This is a genomic window from Pantoea sp. Ap-967, from assembly GCF_011752565.1.
Classification (GTDB): Bacteria; Pseudomonadota; Gammaproteobacteria; order Pseudomonadales; family Pseudomonadaceae; genus Aquipseudomonas.
Genome location: NZ_VWXK01000044.1, coordinates 24219 through 45601, shown reverse-complemented (window position 1 = coordinate 45601; position 21383 = coordinate 24219). Strand labels below are relative to the sequence as shown.

The following is a 21383-nucleotide window of genomic DNA, read 5'->3' as shown; positions in this document are numbered from 1 at the left end:
TCTGGCCCTAACGGGCCAGACGCCTTTTCTTTTGCAAAATGTCAGCGCCAACGCAGATATGAAGTCGTGCGCCATCATGTTTGCTGCGCGACAGCGCAGCCCCAAGAGGGCTGGGTGATCTCCTACACGCTGTTAACCCAACCCTGTGTGAGCAACGGTCTTGCTCAAATACTTGTCCGGTTAGTAACCGGCCATCTTCAGATGGCACAATCTGAATTAGCGAATCTCTCTCGCACATTTTACATCTCGAAACACTAATGCACGCGCAACAATTCCGATTCAACTACGTAGCGATGCAAACCCAGGCTGAATTTAAAAGAGCACTCCTACACTGCAGGGTACATTCTCGTACGCCACAAACAACAATCACCTACGAGAAACTACATTACAACCCAATACTTTTCGGATTTTCCGCCATTTCCTACGGACAACTCCTACAACCCTCTCCAAATGCACGCAGCGCAACTAACCTGCGGCCTTTTCTACTTGGCTTGGCCCCTCATTGACTCATTGCATGTACTCATCTATTTCTAAAAACACCCCGGCACCCGGGGTTACAACCAAGGCATGCGAATTTCACTGCCGCGATTGGATGGCACCTGCCAAGAGATGACCCAATGAAAATGTTAAGACCCTACAACTATGAAATCCTCAACTTTGAGCGCACTCCAACTATCCTTACTTCCGTCGGCTCCACGATACAGGCCGACGCCAGAACAACAAGAGCACCAACTCAGCTTGACGACCTGAACGCTCAATATCACTCAAAAAAATTAAGACTACGCTACCGAGGAGTTACGGGCGACTGGTAGGAGCGAGCATAGCTCGCGATGCGCCAGCACAGGCAAACTAGTTCAAGGCCTGCTGCACATCCCCAACCGTCGCCGCCAGGCTGTTCAGGTGCAGGCTCAGCACCCGCTCCACCGGTGCCTGGTCCAATGGCCAGTGCAAGGCGATGCTCCCGGCCAGTTGCCCTTGCACCCGCACCGGCAAGGCAATCGCCCGGATCAGGAACGGCAAACGGACCGGGTACTCCCAATACCCCTCGGTGCGTTGCCCAAAGCCTTTCTGCGCATCACCCTCAAGGCCGCGCAACCACTCATCCCCCGGCGCCCGTTCCTGGGCCGCCAGGCGTTGCACCTCCTCCTGCGCCAATTCCTTCAGGCACGCCCGCCCCATCGCCGAATGGAACAGGCTGGCATGCTGCCCAACGATCTGGCAGTTGTTCGGGTAACGCTTGCGCAGCACCTGGGGAATGGCGCTTTCCATCACTTCCAGCCGCTCGCCATCGAAACACGAAAGGTCGGCCACCAGCCCTGTGCGCTCGCACAACTCCAGCAACAGCGGCGCCGCCCGTTCCACCAGCTGGCGTTTGAAGCGCAACTGGCGGTCACCGAACAGGCACCGTGCACTGAGCCGGTAACGCCGGTCGCTCAGGCCCCGGTACACCCAGCCCTGCTCCTGCAACGTGGCGAGCATGCGTGACGCTGTAGCCTTGGGCAGCGCTGTGAGGTAATGCACCTCCTCCAACCCCAGCGCCTGGTGTTCGCCAAGCAGCTCGACGATGGCCAACGCCCGTTCCACCGAACGAACGCCGCCGCTGTCTGCCGTGATGCCCATGGGTTAGACCTCCTTGTCCGTGCGTGGATGGTCAACAAGCACAGCAAGATACGGGCCGCTCAGCGCACCTGCAGGCTGGGCGGCGGGCAGCGCTGCACCCACCGGGTCAGCTGCTCATGGGCATAGGCAAGCTGCAACACGGCATGGTCGGCCTGGGCCGGGCCTATGATCTGCAGGCCCATCGGCAGCCCCTGGGGGTTGAAACCAACCGGTACGCTCATGCTCGGCAAACCGGCCAGGCTCGGCCCGATGACCACCTCCATCCAGCGGTGATAGGTGTCCATCGATCGCCCACCCACCACCTTCGGCCATGGCTCGGCTGCGTCGAAAGGGAACACCTGGGCCGAGGGCAACAGCAGAAAATCGTAACGTTCGAACAAGTTGCCCAGTGCCTGGTACCACGCACTGCGGTCTAGCGAGGCCTGGTAAACGGCTGCCGCGCTCAGCGCGAGCCCGCCTTGCACTTCCCATTGCGCCTCGGGCTTGAGCAATGCCCGCCGGGAGGGGTCGGCATAGGCTGCAGCCAGGTTGCCGTGCACCAGGAAGTGGCGATGGGTAAGCCAGCACTGCCACAACCGCCCCAGGTCGAAGCCCGGCTGGCAGGCCTCGACCTCGCAGCCCAGCTCGGCGAAATCGGCCAGGGCCGTTTCGCACAACCCCAGCACCCCATCCTCCATCGGCAAGTAACCGGCATAGTCGCCCAGCCAGCCCACGCGCACGCCCTTGAAGTCCCGCGCCAGCCCCGCCGCGAAATCCCGTGGGCCTTGGTTGATCGACAACGGCACGCGCGGATCGAAGCCGGCCTGCACCGTCAGCAACCGCGCCACATCGGTGACGCTGCGGCCCATTGGCCCCTCGGTGGCCAGTTGCTGGACGAACAGCTCCGGCGTCGGCCCATAGGGCACCCGCCCCTGGGACGGGCGCAGGCCATACACGTTGTTGAACGCCGCCGGGTTACGCAGCGAGCCCATCATGTCGCTGCCATCGGCCACCGGCAGCAAGCGCATGGCCAGCGCCGCGGCGGCGCCGCCACTGCTGCCGCCAGCCACCCGGCGCGGGTCGTAGGCATTGGTAGTGGTGCCGAACAGTGGGTTGTAGCTCTGCGAACCGAGGCCGAATTCCGGCACGTTGCTCTTGCCGACGATCAGCGCCCCGCTGGCCCGCACCCGCGCCACGCTGATGGCATCATGCGCCGGCACCTGCTCGGCGAACAACGGCGAGCCCAGGGTGGTGCGTAGCCCGGCGGTGGCCGCCAGGTCCTTGATCGCCTGGGGCATGCCATGCATCCAGCCGCGCGACTGGCCGCGTGCCAGCTCCTTGTCACGTTCATCCGCCTCGGCCAGCAAGGCCTCGCCGTCGCGCAGCGACACCAGGGCATTGACCTGCGGGTTGCAGCGCTCGATATGCCCCAGGTAGGCCAGCATCACCTCGCGACAGCTCAACTGGCGGGCATGGATGGCCTGGGACAACGCCTCGGCATCCAAGGCAACGATCGGGTCGATGGCTAACGGGTTCACGGTTTTACTCCAAGGTTATAAGCGGCGGCCTTGTCGGCGCGCGGGGCTTCTTTCAAGCAATAAGTGCCCAGCAAGGTCAGCAGGCAGGCGAACAGCACGTAGAACGACGGCGCCACCGGGGTGCCGAGGGCCTGGCTGAGCCAGGTGACGATCAGCGGGGCGAAGCCGCCGAACACCATCACCGCCACGTTGTACGCCACCGACACACCGGTGGAGCGTACCTCCACCGGAAACTGCTCGGCCAGGGCCGTTGGCGCCGGGCCGAAGAAGCCGCCGATGGCCGTGCACAGCAGCAGTTGCATCGCCAGCAGGCGTTCGATCGACGGCGCGGCCGCCACCCACACGTACAACGGGTAGACCATGACGAAGAACGCCAGGGTGAAGGCCATCAGCACCGGGCGCCGGCCCAGGCGGTCCGACAGCGCGCCAGCCAGCGGTATCACCACGGTCATCAGGCCCACCGCGAGCATCTGCACCAGCAGTACCTGGTCCAGCGGCAGGCCAAGGTTCTTGTGGGCGAAGGTGGGCATGTTCACCAGCACCACGTAGAACGACACCGTCGCGCCACAGGCCAGGCCCATCGACACCAACAGGCTGCGGCGGTGCTCACGCAGCACCTGCACAAGGCTCGGCGCCTGGCCCTTGGCCTGCTTGCGCGCTTGCAGGAACTCCTCGGGCTCCTCCATGTGCTTGCGAATCCACAACCCCACCGGGCCAATCAGCAAGCCCAGCACGAACGGAATCCTCCAGCCCCAGCTGTCCAGGGCCTCGGGCGTGCACAGGTGGGTCACCAGGGCCACCATGGCCGCGCCCGAGAACACCGCCAGGCACTGCCCCACCAACTGCCAGGAGCCATACAGGCCCTTGCGGTTGGCCGGCGCGCTTTCCACCAGGAACGCGGTGGCACTGGCGTACTCGCCCCCGGTGGCAAAGCCCTGCAGCATGCGTGCAACCACGATCAGCAGCGGCGCGCCCATGCCGATGGCCAGGTAGTTGGGGGCAAAGGCGATCAGTGCGATGGACAAGGTCATCAGGCGGATGATCATCTGCATCGCCGCTTTGCGCCCTTTGCGGTCGGAATAGATACCCAGCAGCACGCCACCGACCGGGCGCATGAAAAAGCCCACGCCAAAGGTGGCCAGGGCCATCAGCAGCGAAGCGTACTCGTCGCCCGAGGGGAAGAACTGGCGGGCGATGATGCTCGCCAGGAAGCCGTACACGATAAAGTCATACCATTCCAGCGCATTGCCGATAACCGCCGCGACCACTTGCCGGGTACGCGACGCGCCTGTTGGGGAAGTCTGCATGGGGAACACTCCATCATCTGTTGACCAGCAACGTTCAGGTGATCGCCCGGGCACGGCTGCGCCCGGGGTCCAACGGCAGGAATCAAAGGGAAGTGTCAGGCCGGTGCGAGCCAGCGCTCGGTCAGCGCGCCCCAGTAGGCGGCCCCGGTCAGCAGGATGTCGTCGTTGAAATCATAGGCGGGGTTGTGCACCATCGGCCGCTGCACACCGTTGCCGATGAACAGGTAGGCGCCGGGGCAACGTTGCAGCATCCAGGCAAAATCCTCGCTGCCCATCAGCTTGCGGGTGTTGCCATCGACCTTGCCTTCGCCCAGCAGCTCGACGCCAACCTGGTGGGCAAAGGCGTTTTCCGCGGCATGGTTGACCAGCACCGGGTAGGCTGGGCGGTGCTCGATGGTGGCGGTGCAGCCGAAGCTCTGGGCTTGGCTTACGATGATTGCGCGCACCCGCTCCAGGGTTTGCGCCCGCACCTGGGCGTCCAGCGCGCGCAGGCTCAGGCGCAGCAATGCCTGCTGGGGAATCACGTTGGCCGCCTCGCCCGCCTGCAGCGCGCCCACGGTCACCACTGCCGCCTCCTGGGCATCGATATTGCGCGCTACCACTGTTTGCAGGGCCATTACCACACTGGCCGCTGCCACCAGCGGGTCGACCGTCAGGTGCGGCATCGAACCATGGCCTCCCACACCGTCTAGGGTCACGGTGAGCAAGTCCTGGGAAGCCATCATCGGCCCCTCGCGAAAGCCCAGCTGCCCGGCCGGCAAGCCCGGCATGTTGTGCATGCCGAACAGCGCATCGCAGGGAAAGCGCTCCAGCAGGCCGTCGGCCAGCATCGCCTCGGCGCCGCCCTGGCCTTCCTCGGCGGGCTGGAAGATCAGCGTCAGGGTGCCGTCGAATTGCCGGGTTGCCGCCAGGTAGCGCGCAGCCCCCAGCAGCATGGTGGTGTGGCCGTCGTGGCCGCAGGCGTGCATGCAGCCCTGGTGGCGGCTGCTATAGGCAGCGCCGGTGGCCTCGATGATCGGCAGCGCGTCCATGTCGGCGCGCAGGCCCAGCCGGCGCGTGCTGCTGCCGTTGCGCAGCACGCCGACCACGCCGGTTTTGCCGATGCCGGTGTGCACCTCGTAGCCCCACTGCTTGAGCAGCGTGGCCACCAGCGCCGAAGTGCGGCTTTCCTCGAAGCCGAGTTCGGGGTGGGCGTGAATGTCGTGGCGGATGGCGTGCAGGTCGCTGGCCACGTCGTTCAGCCAGGCCAGGATGTGCTGGTGTTTCAGCATGGGGAATCTCCTCGCGCGGGTGGGTCCCGTTCTTGTTGTTCGCTTGAGATCACGACGGGGAAGGCAGGTCGTGCTTGGCGACAGCTAAACGCGAGTGGCGTGGCAGCACAATCGAATGTTGTTCCACTGGGTGGAACCTGTAGGAGCGGGCTTGACCCGCGAAGCAAGCACCGCGGTGGATGGCACCGGCTGCGCCGGTGTTCGCGGGGCAAGCCCGCTCCTACAGAGGGTGGCGGCGCTCAGCGGATCTTGTAGGTGAAGGTGTTCTTCACATTGGCCACCGCCACCGCCTGCCCGTTCACCACCCTGGGCTGGTAGCGGAAGCGCTTGGCGGCCGCCAGCGATGGCTGGACGAACAGCGGGTGGCACTGCCCGACCACCTGCGGGTCACTCACCTGGCCTTGCGGGGTAACCGTGTAGGTGACCGTGCACTCCCCCTCGATGTTTCGGTCCAAGGCCCGCTGCGGATAATCCGGCGCTTGCTTGGCGATCGGCAGGTATTGGCGGCTGGCAGCTTCAGCGGCTGCACGGGCTTGGGCTTGCGCCGCCGCCTCGCGGGCCTGGGCCTCATGTGCCTGCTGCTGACGCGCCTGCTCCTGCTGGGCCAGTTGCTGCTCACGCCTTTGCGCCTCCTCACGCTGTTGCCGGGCCTGTTCCTGGCGTTGCTGTTCGCGCTGTTGCTGCTGCACGCGCTTGAGCGCCATAGCCGCTTCGTCAACCACCGGGGGCTGTGCCTTGGGCCTTGGCGGTTGTGGCTGCTCGACCACCGGTGCAGCCACGGGCGGCGCGACCACTGCAGGTTCAGGCACTGCCACAGGCGCAGGCAGCGCTACCAACTGGGTCTGGATCACCGGTGCCGGCGCAGGAGGCAACAGCGGCGTGGGCGACAAGTTGATCAACAGGTAGGCGAGCCCGGCATGCAGTGCCAGGGCCACACCGAATGCCGCACCATGCTCACGCCAGGCGCGGTTGCCGAAGGTCAGGCTGCTCATGTTCAAGGGGCCTCGGTGATCAGGCCCAGGCGGCTGACGCCACCGCGCTGCAGCTCGGCGATGCCGGCTACCACCGCCGCGTAATCGGTATTACGGTCGGCACGCAGGTACACCTGGGTTTGTGGGTCCTGGGCGACCAGGGCGGCGATCTTCTCGCGCATCTGTGCGGTGTCCACGGCGCTGTCGGTCTGCCGGGTGGCATCGACCTCATGGCCCAGGTTCCAGTAGTAACTGCCATCGGCCTTGACCGACAGGGTGACGATGCGTTGCTGGCCGGGCGCTGGCAGCGCCTCTGCCGCCACCTTGGGCAGTTCGATCTGCACGCCCTGCACCAGCATCGGCGCAGTGACCATGAAGATCACCAGCAGCACCAGCATCACATCGATGTAGGGCACCACGTTCATTTCGGCCTTCAGGCCATGCTTGCGCACAGGTTTGGCGAGCATCGCGCGTTCCTCCTCAGGCCGCTGCCGCCAGGCTGCCCGCCTGGCCTTGCAGGCGCCGCTGCAAGCGGCCCTGCAGTTCGTTGCCAAAGGCGTAATAGCGGCCAATCAGGGTCTGGCTGCTGGCCGAGAAGCGGTTGTAGGCCATCACCGCCGGAATCGCCGCGAACAGGCCGATGGCGGTCGCGATCAGCGCCTCGGCGATACCGGGAGCCACGGTGGAAAGGGTCGCCTGCTGCACCTGGGACAGGCCAAGGAACGCATTCATGATGCCCCACACCGTGCCGAACAAGCCGATGTAGGGGCTGACCGAGCCGACCGTGGCGAGGAATGGCAGGCCCTGCTCCAGGCGCTCCTCCTGCTCGGCAATGGCCACCAGCAGGCCGCGCTCGACGCCTTCGAGCACGCTGTCAGGCTGCTGGCCTGGCTGCAACTGCTGGAAGGCCTGGTAGCCGGCGACGAAGATCCGTTGCAGGCCGGCATCGGTGTGCGGCTGTTGCGCCTTGAGGCCCTGGTACAGCTGGCCGACCTCGTTTTCGCGGAACTGCTTGAGAAACGCCTTGCTGTGCGCTTGGCTGCGGCGCAGGCGGGTGCCGCGCTGGATAATCAGGTACCAGCTGAGCAGCGAGGCCAGGACCAGGCACAGCATCACGGCCTGGACCACCAGGCTGGCGTCGCTGACCAGGCTCCAGAGCGTGGTGTGTTCGAGCGGAGTCGGGGTTTGCATTGCAGCTATCCTTTCAGTTCGGTTCACAGTCAAAGGCAATCAGGTTGCGCCGGCATGACAGGCCGGGCGATCAATTCAGCCCCAGGGCCTGGGCCACTGCCGCCCAGGGCACGTATTTGTAGTTCTGCTTGCCTTCGGGCATGCGCTTGCGCCCGTCCTGCACCACCAGCAAGCCTTCGGCCCAAGGCCCGCCGAGGTTGGCCGAGGTCACTTCCAGGCCATCGGTTTCCGAAGCGCCGTCGATGCCCAAGGCGCCATTGAGGCCGACCTGGAAGCTGCCGCGCAGGCGATACGGAGGGGCGGCATCGACCACCACGTAGCGGTCGTTACCCTGGCTGGAAACCACCAGGTAGTCGCCGCCCTTGCCGTGGTACAGCGCCAGGCCTTCGATGTCGTCCTGCACCGGGCCACCGACACCGAGTACTTTGTCCAGTTGGGTCGAGCCCTCGGCGCGGGCGTCCAACGTCCACACCGCGACATCTTCCTCGGCGATGAACAGGCGTTGGCTACGGTCATCGGCCACGCAGCCTTCGGACTGGGTCGCGGTGCTGAAGCTGCGCACCAGCGTGCCGGTCACCTGGCCATTGCTGGCATCGAGCCGGTATTGAACGAAACGGCCGTCCTTGTCGTTGGCGATGGCGTGGATGGCCTGATCGCTGTCCTTGAACAGGCACAGGCCGTAGATTTCCTTGAGTTCGGTCGGCACCTGGCCGATGTCGCTGAGCTCGCCACTGGCCGGATCAATGGCGAACAGGTGCAGGCTGTTACGGTCGCGGTTACTGGCCACGGCCAGGTCGACCTGGTGCGCGCCGTACTGGAAACCGCCGCGGACGTCGACATTGTTCAGCCGCCCTACCCTGAGGTCCTGCAGCTGCTTGCCCTGCAGGTCGTAGGCCAGCAGCCCGCCCTTCTTGTCGGTGCCAAACACACGGCTCAACGCCGGCTGGCGAGGGTGAACCCAAATGGCCGGGTCATCTGCCGCATCGCCCAGGCTTGGAACGCCGTCGGTTTGCGCCAACGCCTTGACCTGCGCCACCGGCGGCTGGCTGTGCGGCGCTTGCGGCGCCCAGCCCAGCACCCCGCGGTGGGTGCCCTGGTCGTCGGCCAGCAACAGTTCCAGGCCCTTGCCGGCGACACGCGCGCTGACCTGCTCTGGCTCCTTTAGCCCTTGCAGGCTGAGGGTGCCAGCGCGCAGCCATTGCCCGGCGCTGCGCTGGTAGAGGTGCAAGGCCCTGGCGGCGGGGTCCAGTGCCAGCAAGCCACCCGGTACCACGGCCATGCCTGCAACCGCCTTGGCCAGGCCACCGAACAGTGCCACCAGGTCCACCGGTTCGCGCAGCAAGGGGGCTTCTGCAGCCGCTGGGTAGCGCCACAGGCCAACGTTCTCTTCATTGATGAACAGGCTGTGGCTGGCGTCCTCCACCTGGCAGAAGGCACTTTGCGGCGGCAGGCTCAGGGTGCGCACCAGGCGTGCCTCGGCCAGCGGCTGGGCGTGTTCGGCAACCAGCCACTGCTCGCCGATACCCTCCTCGCCCACCAGGAACAGAAAATCGTTGGCGGCGCTGTCGCGGTACAGGCACAGGCCTTCGATGGCATAGCGCGTGGCGGGCAGGTAGTGCGGCGCGCCCCAGCCGCTTGATGCATCGAAGCGTGCCAGCAAAGCCTGCTGGCGCTGCTTGTCGAGCGTGGCGACCAGCAGGCCATCACCCTCGGCACGGTGGTCGAGGGTTTCGAAGCGGCCGGGCAACTCGCCGAGCACGCGGCCCTGGCCATCGAGCACTTGCAAGGCCTTGGCAGCCAGTTGCAGGCGCCCGCCCTGCTTCAGTGCAGGCGCCGGCGCGAGCCACTGGCTGGCCTGGGCGTCAATCGGGGTGCGTTCCAGGGTCAGGCTTGGCGCGGCACTGGCGGCGCCTTGGGCCAGGGCAACGGACAACCCCAGCATGGACAAGGTGAACATACGCATGAGCAGGCAAAATCCCTAAAGGCTGCGAATCAGAAATGGGTGAGCGTCAGGCCGATCTTGTAGGTCGGGCCGTATTCCTCGTACTGGGCGTTGTAGCGTCGGTGGCCGCTGTACACGTAATAGGGCTCGTCAAAGATGTTCTGCGCCTCGAAGGTCAGCTGCAGCTCAGGGGTGAGGAAGTAACCGGCCTTGAAGTCGACATGCACCTGGTCGTCGGCGTACTGGTCGTGGGCCTTGTCGTCGAGGGCTGCAACCTCCAGCAGGTAGCCGGACTTGTAGTTGGCCGCCAAGCGCAGGTTGAGGCGGTCGTTTTCCCAGCCGAGCATGACGTTGCCCACGGTGTCGGACTGGTTCGGCAGGTCGATGCCGCGCTTGCCGCCCGCGCCTTCGAGGGTTGCGTGGGATTTGCTCAGGGTCAGGTTGGCGCCGACCAGCAGGCCGTCCCACGGTGCCGGCAGCCAGTCGAACTTCTGCGAGTAGGCCAGTTCCAGGCCGTACAGCCTGGCACCACCGCCGTTCTCGAAGGTCAGCGCCTCGTCGAAGTCAACCCAGTCGCCGGTGCCGGCCAGGTCGGTGCTGTAGATGAAATGGTCGATGTCCTTGTAGAACAGGAACGCCGAGGCGGTGCCGGCACGCCCCATGTAGTGCTCGATGCCGAAGTCCAGGTTCATCGACTCCAGCGGTTTGAGCGTGGGGTTGCCGAACGAGGCGTCGCTGTCGTCGATGACGAAGCCTGGGGCCAGCTGGCCAAAGGTCGGGCGCACCACGGTGTTGGTCCAGGCGGCGCGAAGCGCGGTGGCCGGCGTCAGCTGATAGCGCGCATGCAAACCCGGCAACCAGTGGTCGTAACGGTTGCTGCTGTCGATGCTTTCGTACACGCCATCGCGCAGGCCGGTGCCTTTGGCGTTGAACTTGGTGCCCTCGTAGCGCAAGCCGGCGATCAGGCGCAGATCGCCGATATCGACGGTGTTCATCAGGTAGGCAGCGTTGATGTCTTCGCGCATGTCGAAGTCGTTGATGCGCGACGCTTCCTCATCGTAATACGCCGCCCGGTCGAGGCTGCCGATCAGGCCTTTGATGGCGCTGGCACTGATGCCATTGCCGTAGTTGCCCAGGGCGTAGTCGACATTGCCGCCCTGGTAATTGGCCAGGCTGACATCGTCGAAGTCGTCATACACCCAGGTTTCGGTGTCGCTGGTCTTGTCGCGGCGGCTGAGCTTGCCACCGAACTTGACCTGGGCGGCATCGGCGAAATCGTAGTCGCGGGCCAGGTCCAGGCGGATGTTCTTTTCCTGGTCCTTGCCGCTGACCTTTTCCCATTCCACTTCATCGAGGGTGAAGCGGGCCGGGTCGTAGAACGCGCTGCCCACGCTCAGGCGCGGCTTGCGCGTGCCGTCGAAACCCACCTCGTCAAAATCGCCAACGAACTTGGCGCCGGCAATGCCGCCGGGGTCTTTCTCGGTGGCCTGGCTGTAGCCGGCTTGGGCACTGACGGTCCAACGGTCGATCAGGCGCTCGCCGCCCAGCACATAAGATTGAATTTCCTGGGTGTCTTCACGCGACTTCAGGTCACGCCAGCCTTCGGCTTCGCCACGCTGGCCGCTGCCTTGCGGGTCGGCGAACTCCAGCCCTTGGGCATTGCGCGTTTCGGTGTCCTTGAACTTGCTGTAGAGGGTGCGCAGGTAATAGCTGGAAAAATCGTCGGGCTGGTAGTCGAAGTTCAGGCCCAGGCCGGTGCGCTCGCGGGTGATTTGGTAGTCGCGGGCTTCGACTTCCTCAAGCCGGGCGCCATCGTCGAAGTCCCATTTGCCACCCGTTTCGACGTTGTCGGAGCCGAACTTGCGCTTCTGCCAGCTGAACGCCGCGGCCACGCCGAAGTTGTTCACGCCATCACCCAGGCTGAAGCGGTCGCTCACCGCGCCGGAGAATTTCGGGCTGTTGCGGCTGACGTTGGTGTCGTGGCTGGCTTCGCCGCTGAGGGTATAGAACAGCCCGTCATGGTCGAAGGCCGACAGGCTTTCCACTTCGATGGTGCCACCGAGCGAGTTGGCGTCCATGTCGGGAGTCAGGGTCTTGACCACCGACAGCGACTGCACCAGCTCAGCCGGCAGCACGTCCAGTGCCACGGCGCGGCGGTCGCCTTCAGGCGCCGGGACCAGGGTGCCGTTGATGGTCACGCTGTTGAGGTCCGGGGCAATGCCGCGCACGCTGACGAAACGGCCTTCGCCCTGGTCGCGCTCCACCGACAGGCCGGGAATGCGCTGCAAGGCTTCAGCCGCGTTGTCGTCGGGCAGTTGGCCGACGCCATCGGCATGCACCACGCTCTTGATGCTGTCGGCGGTTTTCTGCTCGCGCAGCGCCTTGTCGATGCTGGCGGCCTGGCCAATCACCTCGACCCGCTCGACCACCTCGTCCTCGGCCCAGGCCGGTGTGGCGGTGATGGCGACGCTCAGCAGGCTGACCCTGAATCCGGCATTGCGGATGTGACGAAACGGCATTGCCACCTTGGAACCCTCGCTTGCAGTGGCCCGGTGAGCCCGGGAATGGCAGCGAAAGCTAGGAAGAGTGTGTGGCACTTGCGTGACAGGGGGCCGGGCACGCTGGCTGAAATGGCCGGATTCATGGGGTTTTCGTGGGTAATTGAGCTGAAATGACCTGGGCGCAAGGTGGGCCATGGCATTTTGGGCGCTTGGAAATCGAGCGCCGCGCCGGCGGCGGGCGCTCGCCCAGGCGCAGAAAAACGCCAGGGCATGCACCAATCACCTGAGCCCAATCGACCCCCCTGCCGGTAACCGAACCGTCATCCGCCTTTGTTTCCTTTGCGCCCCATCACGCCGTTCGGGCTCACCGAGGAAACCCCATGCACCGCCCCCTGCTACTCGCCACCCTGTTCTGCGCCACCCTGGCCCACGCCAATGCCGATAGCGCCGTGCCGCGCTCGCCCGGGCAGCCCTACGCCGCCGGCACATTGGCCGACCGAATCGTGCTCACCCCAGGCCAGGATGCCGCCACGCAAATGGCGATCAGCTACCGCACCGACCTGGCCCAGGCCGATGCCGTGCTCGAACTCGGCCCCGCCCTGGCCGGCCCTTCGCTGGCGGCCAAGGCCAGCGCACTGGGCGGCACCACCCAGCGCCTGGACAGCGACAACGGCCCGGCCAACTACCACCAGGTACGGCTGGAGCACCTGCAACCGGGTACGGCCTACGTGTACCGGGTCAAAGGCAGCGCCGGCTGGAGCGAATGGCACCAGTTCCGCACGGCCCAGGCCGCTTTCGCACCGTTCTCGTTCATCTACCTGGGCGATACCCAGAACGACATCCTCGCCATCGCCTCGCGCACCATCCGCCAGGCCCTGCGTAGCGTGGCGCAACCGGCCCTGGTGGTGCACGCCGGCGACCTGGTGGCTTCGCGCGACGACCTTGCCCACGACGATGAATGGGGCGAATGGAACCAGGCCGGTGGCTGGGCGTACGCGGCGATCCCGCAACTGACCGCATTCGGCAACCACGAATACCTGGAAACCCTGAACCCTGACGGCAGCGAAAGCCGCAGCCTCAGCCCCCATGTACCCGCGCAGTTCGCCTTGCCGCGCAACGGCGCGCCTGGCGTGGCCGCCACCAGCTACTTCAGCGATTACCAGAACGTGCGCTTCGTGGTCCTGGACGGCACCTCGGCGCTGGACCTGGGCACCCTGCAGGCGCAGACCGCGTGGCTGGAAAACGTGCTCAAAGCCAGCAAGGCACGCTGGAACATCGTGGTCATGCACCAGCCGGTCTACACCTGCGCCCGCCCCGAAGACACCGAGCCGCTCAAGGCCGCCTGGCAACCCCTGCTGGAACGCTACAAGGTCGACCTGGTGCTGCAAGGCCACGACCACTGCTACAGCCGCCTCACCCACGCCCAAGGGCGCCAGGCCACCCGCGCCGCGCAGCAGGCGAAGCAGGCCATTGGCCCGGTGTACATGGTGTCGGTGACCGGGTCGAAAATGTACGGGCTCAACGACCGCGCCCGCAGCCAGCCGGACCGCACGGCGGAAGACACGCAGCTCTACCAGGCCGTTTCCGTCGAGCGCGAGCGCCTGCAGGTTCGTACCTATTCGGCCGATGGCCGGCTGTATGACGCCTTCGATGTCAACCGCGACGCCAAGAGCCGCAAGTTCCTGCACGAACCCAAGCTGGCACTGGCCAGCGAACGCTACTGCCAGGCCGATATGGGGCCAGACGGCCTGCCGTGCACGGCGCGGGGCAAGTGAGCGTCATCGGATTGAGATAAAGCCCTTGCATGCTGCATCGCACGTAGGCCCGCCGCCATCCTTTGTAGGAGCGGCGGTGCGGCGATCCGACTTGCCCCGCGAACACCGGCGCAGCCGGTGCCATGCACCGCGGTGCCTGCTTCGCGGGTCAAGCCCGCTCCTACAGGATTCTCCGTTAAATCAGCTATTTGCGATTTGTTCCCTGAGCGCGGGTTTACCCGCGAAAGGGCCGGTACTGGCGACAACAAGACCACAGGACACCCCATGCCTCTCAGATCCCTCTTCAAGCAACACGGCCTGACCCTGGCCGGCCTGCTCCTGGCCGCCAACGCCGGCCTGCTCATCTACCTGGCCGCCGGCACGATCAAGGCCTGGGCCGAGATCAACTGGATGGACGTTGCCGGTGAAGGCGGCACCTGCCTGATCCTCTGTGGCTGGCTGGTGATGCTGCTGCACGGGCGCCCCGCCGGCCGGGTCACCCGCCTGCTGTCCCTGGGCTTGTGCTTCACCGCCTTCTCGATGTGGATGGACACCCTCGACGAGTTCATCCGCCTGCCCCCCGAAGCGGTCTGGGACAACTGGCTGGAAACCGCACCGATGCCGCTGGGCATGCTGTTGCTGACCCTGGGCATGTACCACCTGCAACAGGAGCAGCACGCCATCACCGCGCAGATGCGCAAGCGCGAGCAGTTGTTCCGCGAGCACCGCCTGTTCGACCACCTCACCCCGCTGTCCGGCGCCCAGTATCTGCGCCAGCACCTGCAACAGGCGCTGGCCAAGGCCGCCAGCGAACAACAGGCGCTGTCGTTGATCGCCATCGACCTGGATGACTTCAGCCAGGTCAACCAGCGTTACGGCCAGGATGAAGGCGACCTGGTGCTGCAGGTGGTTGCCCAGTTGCTGCTGCTCAACCTGCGCCAGCAAGACATGCTCTGCCGTTTGGCCGGCGACCGCTTCGTCGCGGTGCTGCCGAACACCGGTGAGCGCCAGGCCCAAGCCATGGCCCAAGCCCTGGGCCAGAGCATCGCCCACCTAGCCCATCACACCAGCCGCCATGGCGAACGCTTGCACCTGGCGGCAACGGTGGCCAGCGTGATGGCGCTGGACGAAGACCCGCCGCACTTGCTCAAGCGCCTCAACCAGGCCCTGGCCCAGGCCAAGCCCCGCCAGGCGCGCCGGGCATGAACGGCTACGACGGCGACAGCCGCTTCATTACCGCCCACCACTTGCCCGCCGCGCTGATCGACCTGGCCCGCTCGCGGCAGATCGACACCCACCATTTGCTGCGCGGTTGCGGGCTGTTCTACGACGACATCATCACCGGCCAGGCCCGGCTCAGCCCCCAGCAGTTCCTGCGCCTGATCGCCAATGCCCAACGCCTGCTCGGTGCCGACGACAGCAGCTTCCTCTACGGCCAGCGTCTGTGGCCCGGGCACTACGGCGCTGCCAGCCTGTTGCTGGAGCAGGCCGACCATCTGTTGCAGGCACTGGAACGCATCGCCCAGTACCGCGCATTGTTGTCGCCCCTGCTCAGCCCGGTACTGCGCCTGGATGAACACCACCTGCACCTGTATTGGCGCGAAAGCTGCGCAATTGGCGAGCAGAGCCGCTTCCTGCTGGAGGCCAGCATGACCGCGGTGGTGGCCTTGGCTCGCCGTCAGCAACAGGAAAAGTTGCCCTGGCGCTTCCAGTTCAGCCACGCCGAGCCGGCCTATGTCGAACAATACTGGGTACACCTGGGCGATGCCGTGGCCTTCGGCTGCCCGTCCACGGTCATGAGCCTGCCCCGCGAATACTTGCTGCGCGCCTGGCCTGGCGCTGGCTCCACCGCCCAGCAGGTGGCCCGCCAGCACTGCGACGCGCAGCTGGCGGCCTGGGGTTGGCAGGTGAGTTTTCTCGACCTGGTGTACGAGTACCTGCACGGGCTGATTCGCCAGCCGTTGAACCTGGAGCGTGTGGCCGCCGCCTTCTGCACCAGCCCCGCCTCGTTCAAGCGCCGCCTGGCCCGCCATGGTTCGAATTTCCAGGAACAGCTGGACCGGGTGCGCCGCGACCAGGCGCTGTACCTCTACCAGGTCAAGGGCTACAGCAACGATGAAGTGGCGCAGTACCTGGGCTTCAGCGACAGCACCAACTTCCGCCGTTCGTTCAAGCGCTGGACCGGGCGGGTGCCCAGCGAGCTGGCGTTGCTGGCGGACTGGCAAGGCGCCGGCTGAACTACACTTGCCAGGCTTCGCCAACCCACTGGAGGTGCCTCATGAGCAATGCCACTCCCTTCAACGGCTGGGCCGCCACCGCCGCCGGCGCGCCGCTGGAGCGCTACAGCTACGACCCTGGCAGCCTGGCGGCCGACGATGTAGAAGTTGCCGTGGAATACTGCGGCGTTTGCCATTCCGACCAGTCGATGATCGACAACGAATGGGGCGTCAGCCGCTACCCGTTTATTCCCGGCCATGAGGTGGTTGGCCGCATCGAAGCCGTGGGCAGCGCCGTGCGGGGGCTGCAGGTGGGCCAGCGGGTCGGCGTCGGCTGGTACAAAGGCAGTTGCATGCACTGTGCGCCCTGCATGGAAGGCGCGCATAACCTGTGTGGTTCGGTGCAACCCACCATCATTGGCAGCAACGGCGGTTTCGCCGACCGCATCCGGGCGCACTGGGCGTGGGCGGTCCCGCTGCCAGAAGGGCTGGACCCGGCGCTGGCCGGGCCATTGTTCTGCGCAGGCTCCACGGTGTTCAACCCGCTGCTGGCGTTCGATGTGAAGCCCACCGATCGCGTCGGCGTGGTCGGCATCGGTGGCCTTGGCCACTTGGCCCTGCGTTTTCTCAATGCCTGGGGTTGCGAGGTCACGGCCTTCACCTCATCGCTGGCCAAGCAGGATGAAGCCAAGCGCCTGGGCGCGCACAAGGTGGTGGCGTCCACCGACAGCGCGGCGCTGCAGGCGATCGCCGGAACGCTGGACTTCCTGCTGGTGACGGCCAACGCCAACCTCGACTGGACGGCCATGATCGGCACCTTGCGCGACCGTGGCCGGGTCAATTTCGTTGGCGTGGTGCCGGGAGCGATCCCGGTGCATGTGTTCAACCTGATACCGCAGCAGAAAAGCCTCTCTGCCTCCCCGGTCGGCTCGCCGGCAGGGACGGCGAAAATGCTCGAATTCTGTGCTCGGCACCAGATTTTGCCACAGGTGGAGATGTTCCCGATGAGCCGGGTGAACGAGGCGATCGAGCACCTGCGCAGCGGCAAGGCGCGGTATCGGATCGTGTTGGATGCCGGGGCTTGAGATTGTGGGGTATGGCGAACGATTGCAGCGCCTGTGGCATGGCGAACGATTGCCAGCGCCTGTGAGATCGAGCGCCGCGCGGGCGGCGCTCGGTCTCACAGGCGCCCCAGTTCCCAAGCCAAGCCCCCTGACGTACAGTCTCCCCCATGGACAAATACGCCCCCCGCCAGTGGCTCCCCCACGAAAAACCCAGCCTCCCCGGCTCGCCCTCCACGCCCCTGCACACCCCGGCCAAGCGCCTGGCCTACGGCGTGGTCGGCCTGCTGGTGGCGATCACCGGCGGCCTGGGCAACGCACTGGTCACCGCCAACCTGGTATTCCTGCAAGGCGCCCTGGGTGCCACCAGCGCCGAAATGGCCTGGCTACCCGCCGCCTATGTCATGACCAACGTCTCGATCAACCTGCTGCTGGTGAAATTCCGCCAGCAGTTCGGCCTGCGCGCCTTCACCGAGGTGTTCCTGGTGCTGTACGCCTTGGTCACCTTCGCCCACCTGCTGGTCAACGACCTCAACTCGGCCATCGCCGTGCGCGCCGCCCACGGCATGGTCGGTGCCGCGCTGAGCTCGCTGGGCCTGTACTACATGATCCAGGCCTTTCCCGAACGCTGGCGGCTCAAGGCCATGGTGCTGGGCCTTGGCGCCTCGCAACTGGCCCTGCCCCTGGCGCGGATCTTCTCCGAAGACCTGTTGCAGATCGCCGAGTGGCGCGGCCTGTACCTGTTCGAACTGGGCCTGGCACTGGCAGCGCTGGGCTGCGTGCTGATGCTCAAGCTGCCACCCGGCGACCGCTTCAAAACCTTCGAGCCACTGGACTTTCTCACCTTCACCCTGATGGCCAGCGGCACCGCACTGCTCTGCGCGGTGCTGTCGCTAGGGCGCATCGACTGGTGGCTGGACGCCCCGTGGATCGGCGTCGCCCTGGCAGCGTCCATCGCCCTGGTGTTCTCAGGCCTGGCCATTGAACACAACCGCCAGAACCCGCTGCTGATGACGCGCTGGCTGGGCAGTGGGGCCATCATCCGCCTGGGCCTGTGCGTGGTCCTGATCCGCATGGTGACCTCCGAGCAGTCCACCGGCGCCGTCGGCTTCCTGCAGGCCCTGAACATGGGCAGCGAGCAAATGCGTGCGCTGTACTGGGTGATGCTGCTGGGCGCCGTGGCGGGCCTGGCCACCAGCGCCCTGACCATTGCCCCGACCCACCTGATCATCCCGCTGTTCATCTCCCTGGCCGCAATGGCCACCGGCGCCTTCATGGACAGCAGCTCAAGCAACCTCACGCGCCCGGCACAGATGTACCTCAGCCAGTTCCTGCTGGCCTTCGGCAGCACCTTTTTCCTCGGCCCGTCGATGGCCCTGGGCATCAGCCACGTGCGCGCCAACCCGCGCAACCTGGTGAGCTTTTCGGTGCTGTTCGGCATCTGCAACAACCTGGGCGGCCTGATCGGTGCAGCCTTGCTCGGCACGTTCCAGACCTGGCGCGAGAAATTCCATTCCAGCCACCTGATGGACCGCCTCAGCTACCTGGAACCGCTGGTCAACGCCCGCGTGCAAAGCAGCGGCGCCAGTTACGCCGGGGTCATCGCCGACCCGGCCCTGCGCAGCGAGGCCGGCCTGCGCGCACTGGCCAGCGCGGCCACCCGCGAGGCCAACGTGATGGCCTATAACGATGTATTCATGCTGATCGGCAGCATCGCCGTGCTGACCATGATCTGGATTACTATTCGCGGTTCCTGGCTGCGCTACAAGGCGCGCCAGGCCGCTTCACAAGACGCCACCAGCGGTACTGCCAAGCGATGACCGAAGAAACCCGCAGCACCACCACCACGGCCCTTGCCGAAACCCCGGAAGGTGTCGCCCCGCCCAGCGAACCCAGCAGCCCGGTACGCACCCGCCGGGTCCGCATCCTCTCCACCGTCAGCTTCGCCTGCGTGGCCCTGGCCGGTATCCTGCTGGTGCTCTACGCCTGGCGCCTGCCGCCATTCAGCAGCGCCATCGAGAGCACCGAAAACGCCCTGGTACGCGGCCAGGTGACGATCATCGGGCCGCAGCTGAGCGGCTACATCGTCGACGTGCCGGTGCACGACTTCCAGTTCGTCAAGGCCGGCGACCTGCTGGTGCAACTGGACGACCGTATCTACAAGCAGCGCTTGGCCCAGGCCATCGCCCAGTTGCAACAGCAACAGGCATCGCTGGCCAACAACCTGCAGCAGCGCAACAGTGCCGAGGCCACCATCGCCCAGCGCCAGGCGGCCATTGGCGACGCCCAGGCCCAGGCCACCAAGGCCAAGGCCGACCTCAGCCGCAGCCAGGCGTTGGTCAGCGACGGCTCGGTGTCGCGCAGCACCCTGGACCTGTCCCGCGCCAGCGAGGCCGCAGCCGTGGCCAGCCTGGCCCAGGCCAAGGCTGCGCTGGAAATCGCCCGCCAGGACCGCGAAACGGTCATCGTCAACCGCGCGGCCCTGGAAGCGGCCGTGGAAAACGCCAAGGCCGCCGTGGAGCTGGCCCGCATCGACCTGGACAACACCCGCGTCACCGCCCCACGCGACGGCCAGCTGGGGCAGATCGGCACACGCCTGGGCGCCTACGTGAACTCCGGCGCCCAGCTGATGGCGCTGGTGCCCGACACTTTGTGGGTGATCGCCAACATGAAGGAAACCCAAATGGCCGACGTGCGCATCGGCCAGGCGGCCACCTTTACCGTCGATGCCCTGAACCACCTGAAACTGCGCGGCCATGTGCGGCAGATTTCCCCGGCCACCGGCTCGGAGTTCGCCCTGCTGCAGGCCGACAACGCCACCGGCAACTTCGTCAAGATCGCCCAGCGCATCCCGGTGCGCATCACCGTGGATGCCGACCAGCCCGAAGCCCGGCACCTGCGCCCGGGCATGTCGGTGGTGGTGAGCATCGATACCCGCCCGGTGGAATGAACGGACCATGCAACTGAACAACCTGATCCGCCGCCTGGACCTGGTCACCCTGCAACTGTTCGTAGCCGTGCATGAAGAAGGTAGCCTGACCCGCGCCGCAGCGCGGGAGTCGATTGCCCTGTCGGCGGCCAGCAAGCGCCTCAACGAGCTGGAAAGTGCCCTCGGCTCGCCGCTGTTCCTGCGCCAGGCGCGCGGCATGCAACTGACCCCAGCCGGCGAAACCCTGCTGCACCATGCCCGGCGCATGCTGTTCAACCTGGAGAAAATCGGCCTGGAGCTGGGCGAGCACCTGCAAGGCGTGCGCGGTTATGTGCGCATGCTCGCCAACTTGTCGGCGATCATCCAGTTCCTGCCTGAGGACCTGGCCGAATTCAGCGGCCACCATGTGCAGATCAAGGTCGACCTGGAAGAGCGCCCGAGCAACGGCGTGGTACAGGGCCTGCTCGACGGCGTGGCCGACCTGGGTATCTGCTCGGGCGACTGCGACACCCGCGAACTGCACGCGGTGCGCTACACGCGGGACCAATTGGTGCTGGTGGTGCGTGAAGGGCATGCGCTGGCCGACCAGCCCCGGGTAGCCTTTGCCGACACCCTGGAGAATGATTTCGTCGGCTTGCATTCCGCCAGCTCGATCAACATGCGCACCGTCGAGGCCGCACGCCGGGCGGGCAAGGTACTGCGCCTGCGCATCCATGTGCCGAGTTTCGATGCAGTGTGCCGCATGGTGCAGGCGGACATGGGGGTGGGTGTCCTGCCGCGCAAGGCCTTCGAGCTGTTTGGCGGGGCTTTGGGGTTGCACGCGGTGGCGCTGAGCGACGACTGGGCCGAGCGGGAGCTGCTGCTGGTGGTGCGCGAGCTGGAAGCGTTGTCGCCGGTGAGCCGGATGTTGTTCGAACATTTGCGTGGGGACCAGGATTAGTGTCTTCCTGTACCGGCCTCTTCGCGGGGCAAGCCCGCTACCACAAGCGAAGAGGCCACCACAGGTAAGCCTCGACCCTTCGCAATTCGCGAACGGTAGTTGCCCACACAGGGTTGGTGCCCCGCCCCTGCCCGCCTTACCCTCCACCTCAAAGTCCAAGAAC

16 protein-coding genes are annotated in these 21383 nt (G+C 65.7%); 7 read left to right on the top strand and 9 right to left on the bottom strand.

What is annotated here, in order from left to right; translation table 11 throughout:
* Positions 1 to 849 precede the first annotated feature (849 nt).
* The 9 genes from F3J45_RS27750 to F3J45_RS27710 all read right to left on the bottom strand — a co-directional run bounded on the left by F3J45_RS27750 (position 850) and on the right by F3J45_RS27710 (position 12338).
* The gene (locus F3J45_RS27750) at positions 850 to 1620 is read right to left on the bottom strand and encodes an IclR family transcriptional regulator (RefSeq protein ID WP_167070535.1); all 771 of its coding nucleotides are present in this window, start codon (positions 1618 to 1620) and stop codon (positions 850 to 852) included.
* A gap of 59 nt (positions 1621 to 1679) precedes the next feature.
* Complete coding sequence (locus F3J45_RS27745) at positions 1680 to 3137, bottom strand: amidase (protein ID WP_167070532.1); 1458 nt, start codon at positions 3135 to 3137, stop codon at positions 1680 to 1682.
* On the bottom strand, positions 3134 to 4444 hold the full coding sequence (locus F3J45_RS27740; RefSeq protein WP_167070530.1) for a citrate-proton symporter: 1311 nt from the start codon (positions 4442 to 4444) through the stop codon (positions 3134 to 3136). The genes F3J45_RS27745 and F3J45_RS27740 overlap by 4 nt, the downstream gene beginning before the upstream one ends.
* A 95-nt stretch (positions 4445 to 4539) precedes the next feature.
* Complete coding sequence (locus F3J45_RS27735; RefSeq protein WP_370526493.1) at positions 4540 to 5712, bottom strand: M20 aminoacylase family protein; 1173 nt, start codon at positions 5710 to 5712, stop codon at positions 4540 to 4542.
* 242 nt (positions 5713 to 5954) lie between these two features.
* Entirely contained in the window at positions 5955 to 6707 is a 753-nt protein-coding gene (locus F3J45_RS27730; RefSeq protein WP_167070525.1) for an energy transducer TonB, read from the bottom strand.
* 2 nt (positions 6708 to 6709) lie between these two features.
* Entirely contained in the window at positions 6710 to 7153 is a 444-nt protein-coding gene (gene tolR, locus F3J45_RS27725) for a protein TolR (protein ID WP_167070522.1), read from the bottom strand.
* Positions 7154 to 7166: 13 nt separating this feature from the next.
* Positions 7167 to 7877: a protein TolQ gene (gene tolQ / locus F3J45_RS27720; protein ID WP_167070520.1), complete on the bottom strand. Its 711-nt coding sequence runs from the start codon at positions 7875 to 7877 to the stop codon at positions 7167 to 7169.
* Positions 7878 to 7947: 70 nt separating this feature from the next.
* Complete coding sequence (locus F3J45_RS27715; RefSeq protein ID WP_205300710.1) at positions 7948 to 9840, bottom strand: phytase; 1893 nt, start codon at positions 9838 to 9840, stop codon at positions 7948 to 7950.
* 29 nt (positions 9841 to 9869) lie between these two features.
* A complete protein-coding gene (locus F3J45_RS27710) occupies positions 9870 to 12338 on the bottom strand; it encodes a TonB-dependent receptor (RefSeq protein WP_167070517.1) in 2469 nt (822 codons plus the stop codon).
* Between the two features lie 362 nt (positions 12339 to 12700).
* Here F3J45_RS27710 and F3J45_RS27705 point away from each other — a divergent pair, with 362 nt between their 5' ends.
* The 7 genes from F3J45_RS27705 to F3J45_RS27675 all read left to right on the top strand — a co-directional run bounded on the left by F3J45_RS27705 (position 12701) and on the right by F3J45_RS27675 (position 21220).
* Positions 12701 to 14095, top strand: a complete 1395-nt coding sequence (locus F3J45_RS27705) for a metallophosphoesterase family protein (protein ID WP_167070514.1) — start codon at positions 12701 to 12703, stop codon at positions 14093 to 14095.
* 264 nt (positions 14096 to 14359) lie between these two features.
* Positions 14360 to 15280, top strand: coding sequence for a GGDEF domain-containing protein (locus F3J45_RS27700; protein WP_167070512.1), 921 nt, complete (start codon positions 14360 to 14362; stop codon positions 15278 to 15280).
* Positions 15277 to 16311, top strand: coding sequence for an AraC family transcriptional regulator (locus F3J45_RS27695; protein WP_167070509.1), 1035 nt, complete (start codon positions 15277 to 15279; stop codon positions 16309 to 16311). Before F3J45_RS27700 ends, F3J45_RS27695 begins: the two co-directional genes overlap by 4 nt.
* A 41-nt stretch (positions 16312 to 16352) precedes the next feature.
* Positions 16353 to 17375, top strand: a complete 1023-nt coding sequence (locus F3J45_RS27690; RefSeq protein ID WP_167070506.1) for an NAD(P)-dependent alcohol dehydrogenase — start codon at positions 16353 to 16355, stop codon at positions 17373 to 17375.
* Between the two features lie 146 nt (positions 17376 to 17521).
* A complete protein-coding gene (locus F3J45_RS27685; RefSeq protein WP_167070503.1) occupies positions 17522 to 19171 on the top strand; it encodes an MFS transporter in 1650 nt (549 codons plus the stop codon).
* Positions 19168 to 20301, top strand: a complete 1134-nt coding sequence (locus F3J45_RS27680; protein ID WP_167070501.1) for an HlyD family secretion protein — start codon at positions 19168 to 19170, stop codon at positions 20299 to 20301. Before F3J45_RS27685 ends, F3J45_RS27680 begins: the two co-directional genes overlap by 4 nt.
* A gap of 7 nt (positions 20302 to 20308) precedes the next feature.
* Positions 20309 to 21220: a LysR family transcriptional regulator gene (locus F3J45_RS27675; RefSeq protein WP_167070499.1), complete on the top strand. Its 912-nt coding sequence runs from the start codon at positions 20309 to 20311 to the stop codon at positions 21218 to 21220.
* Positions 21221 to 21383: the final 163 nt, after the last annotated feature.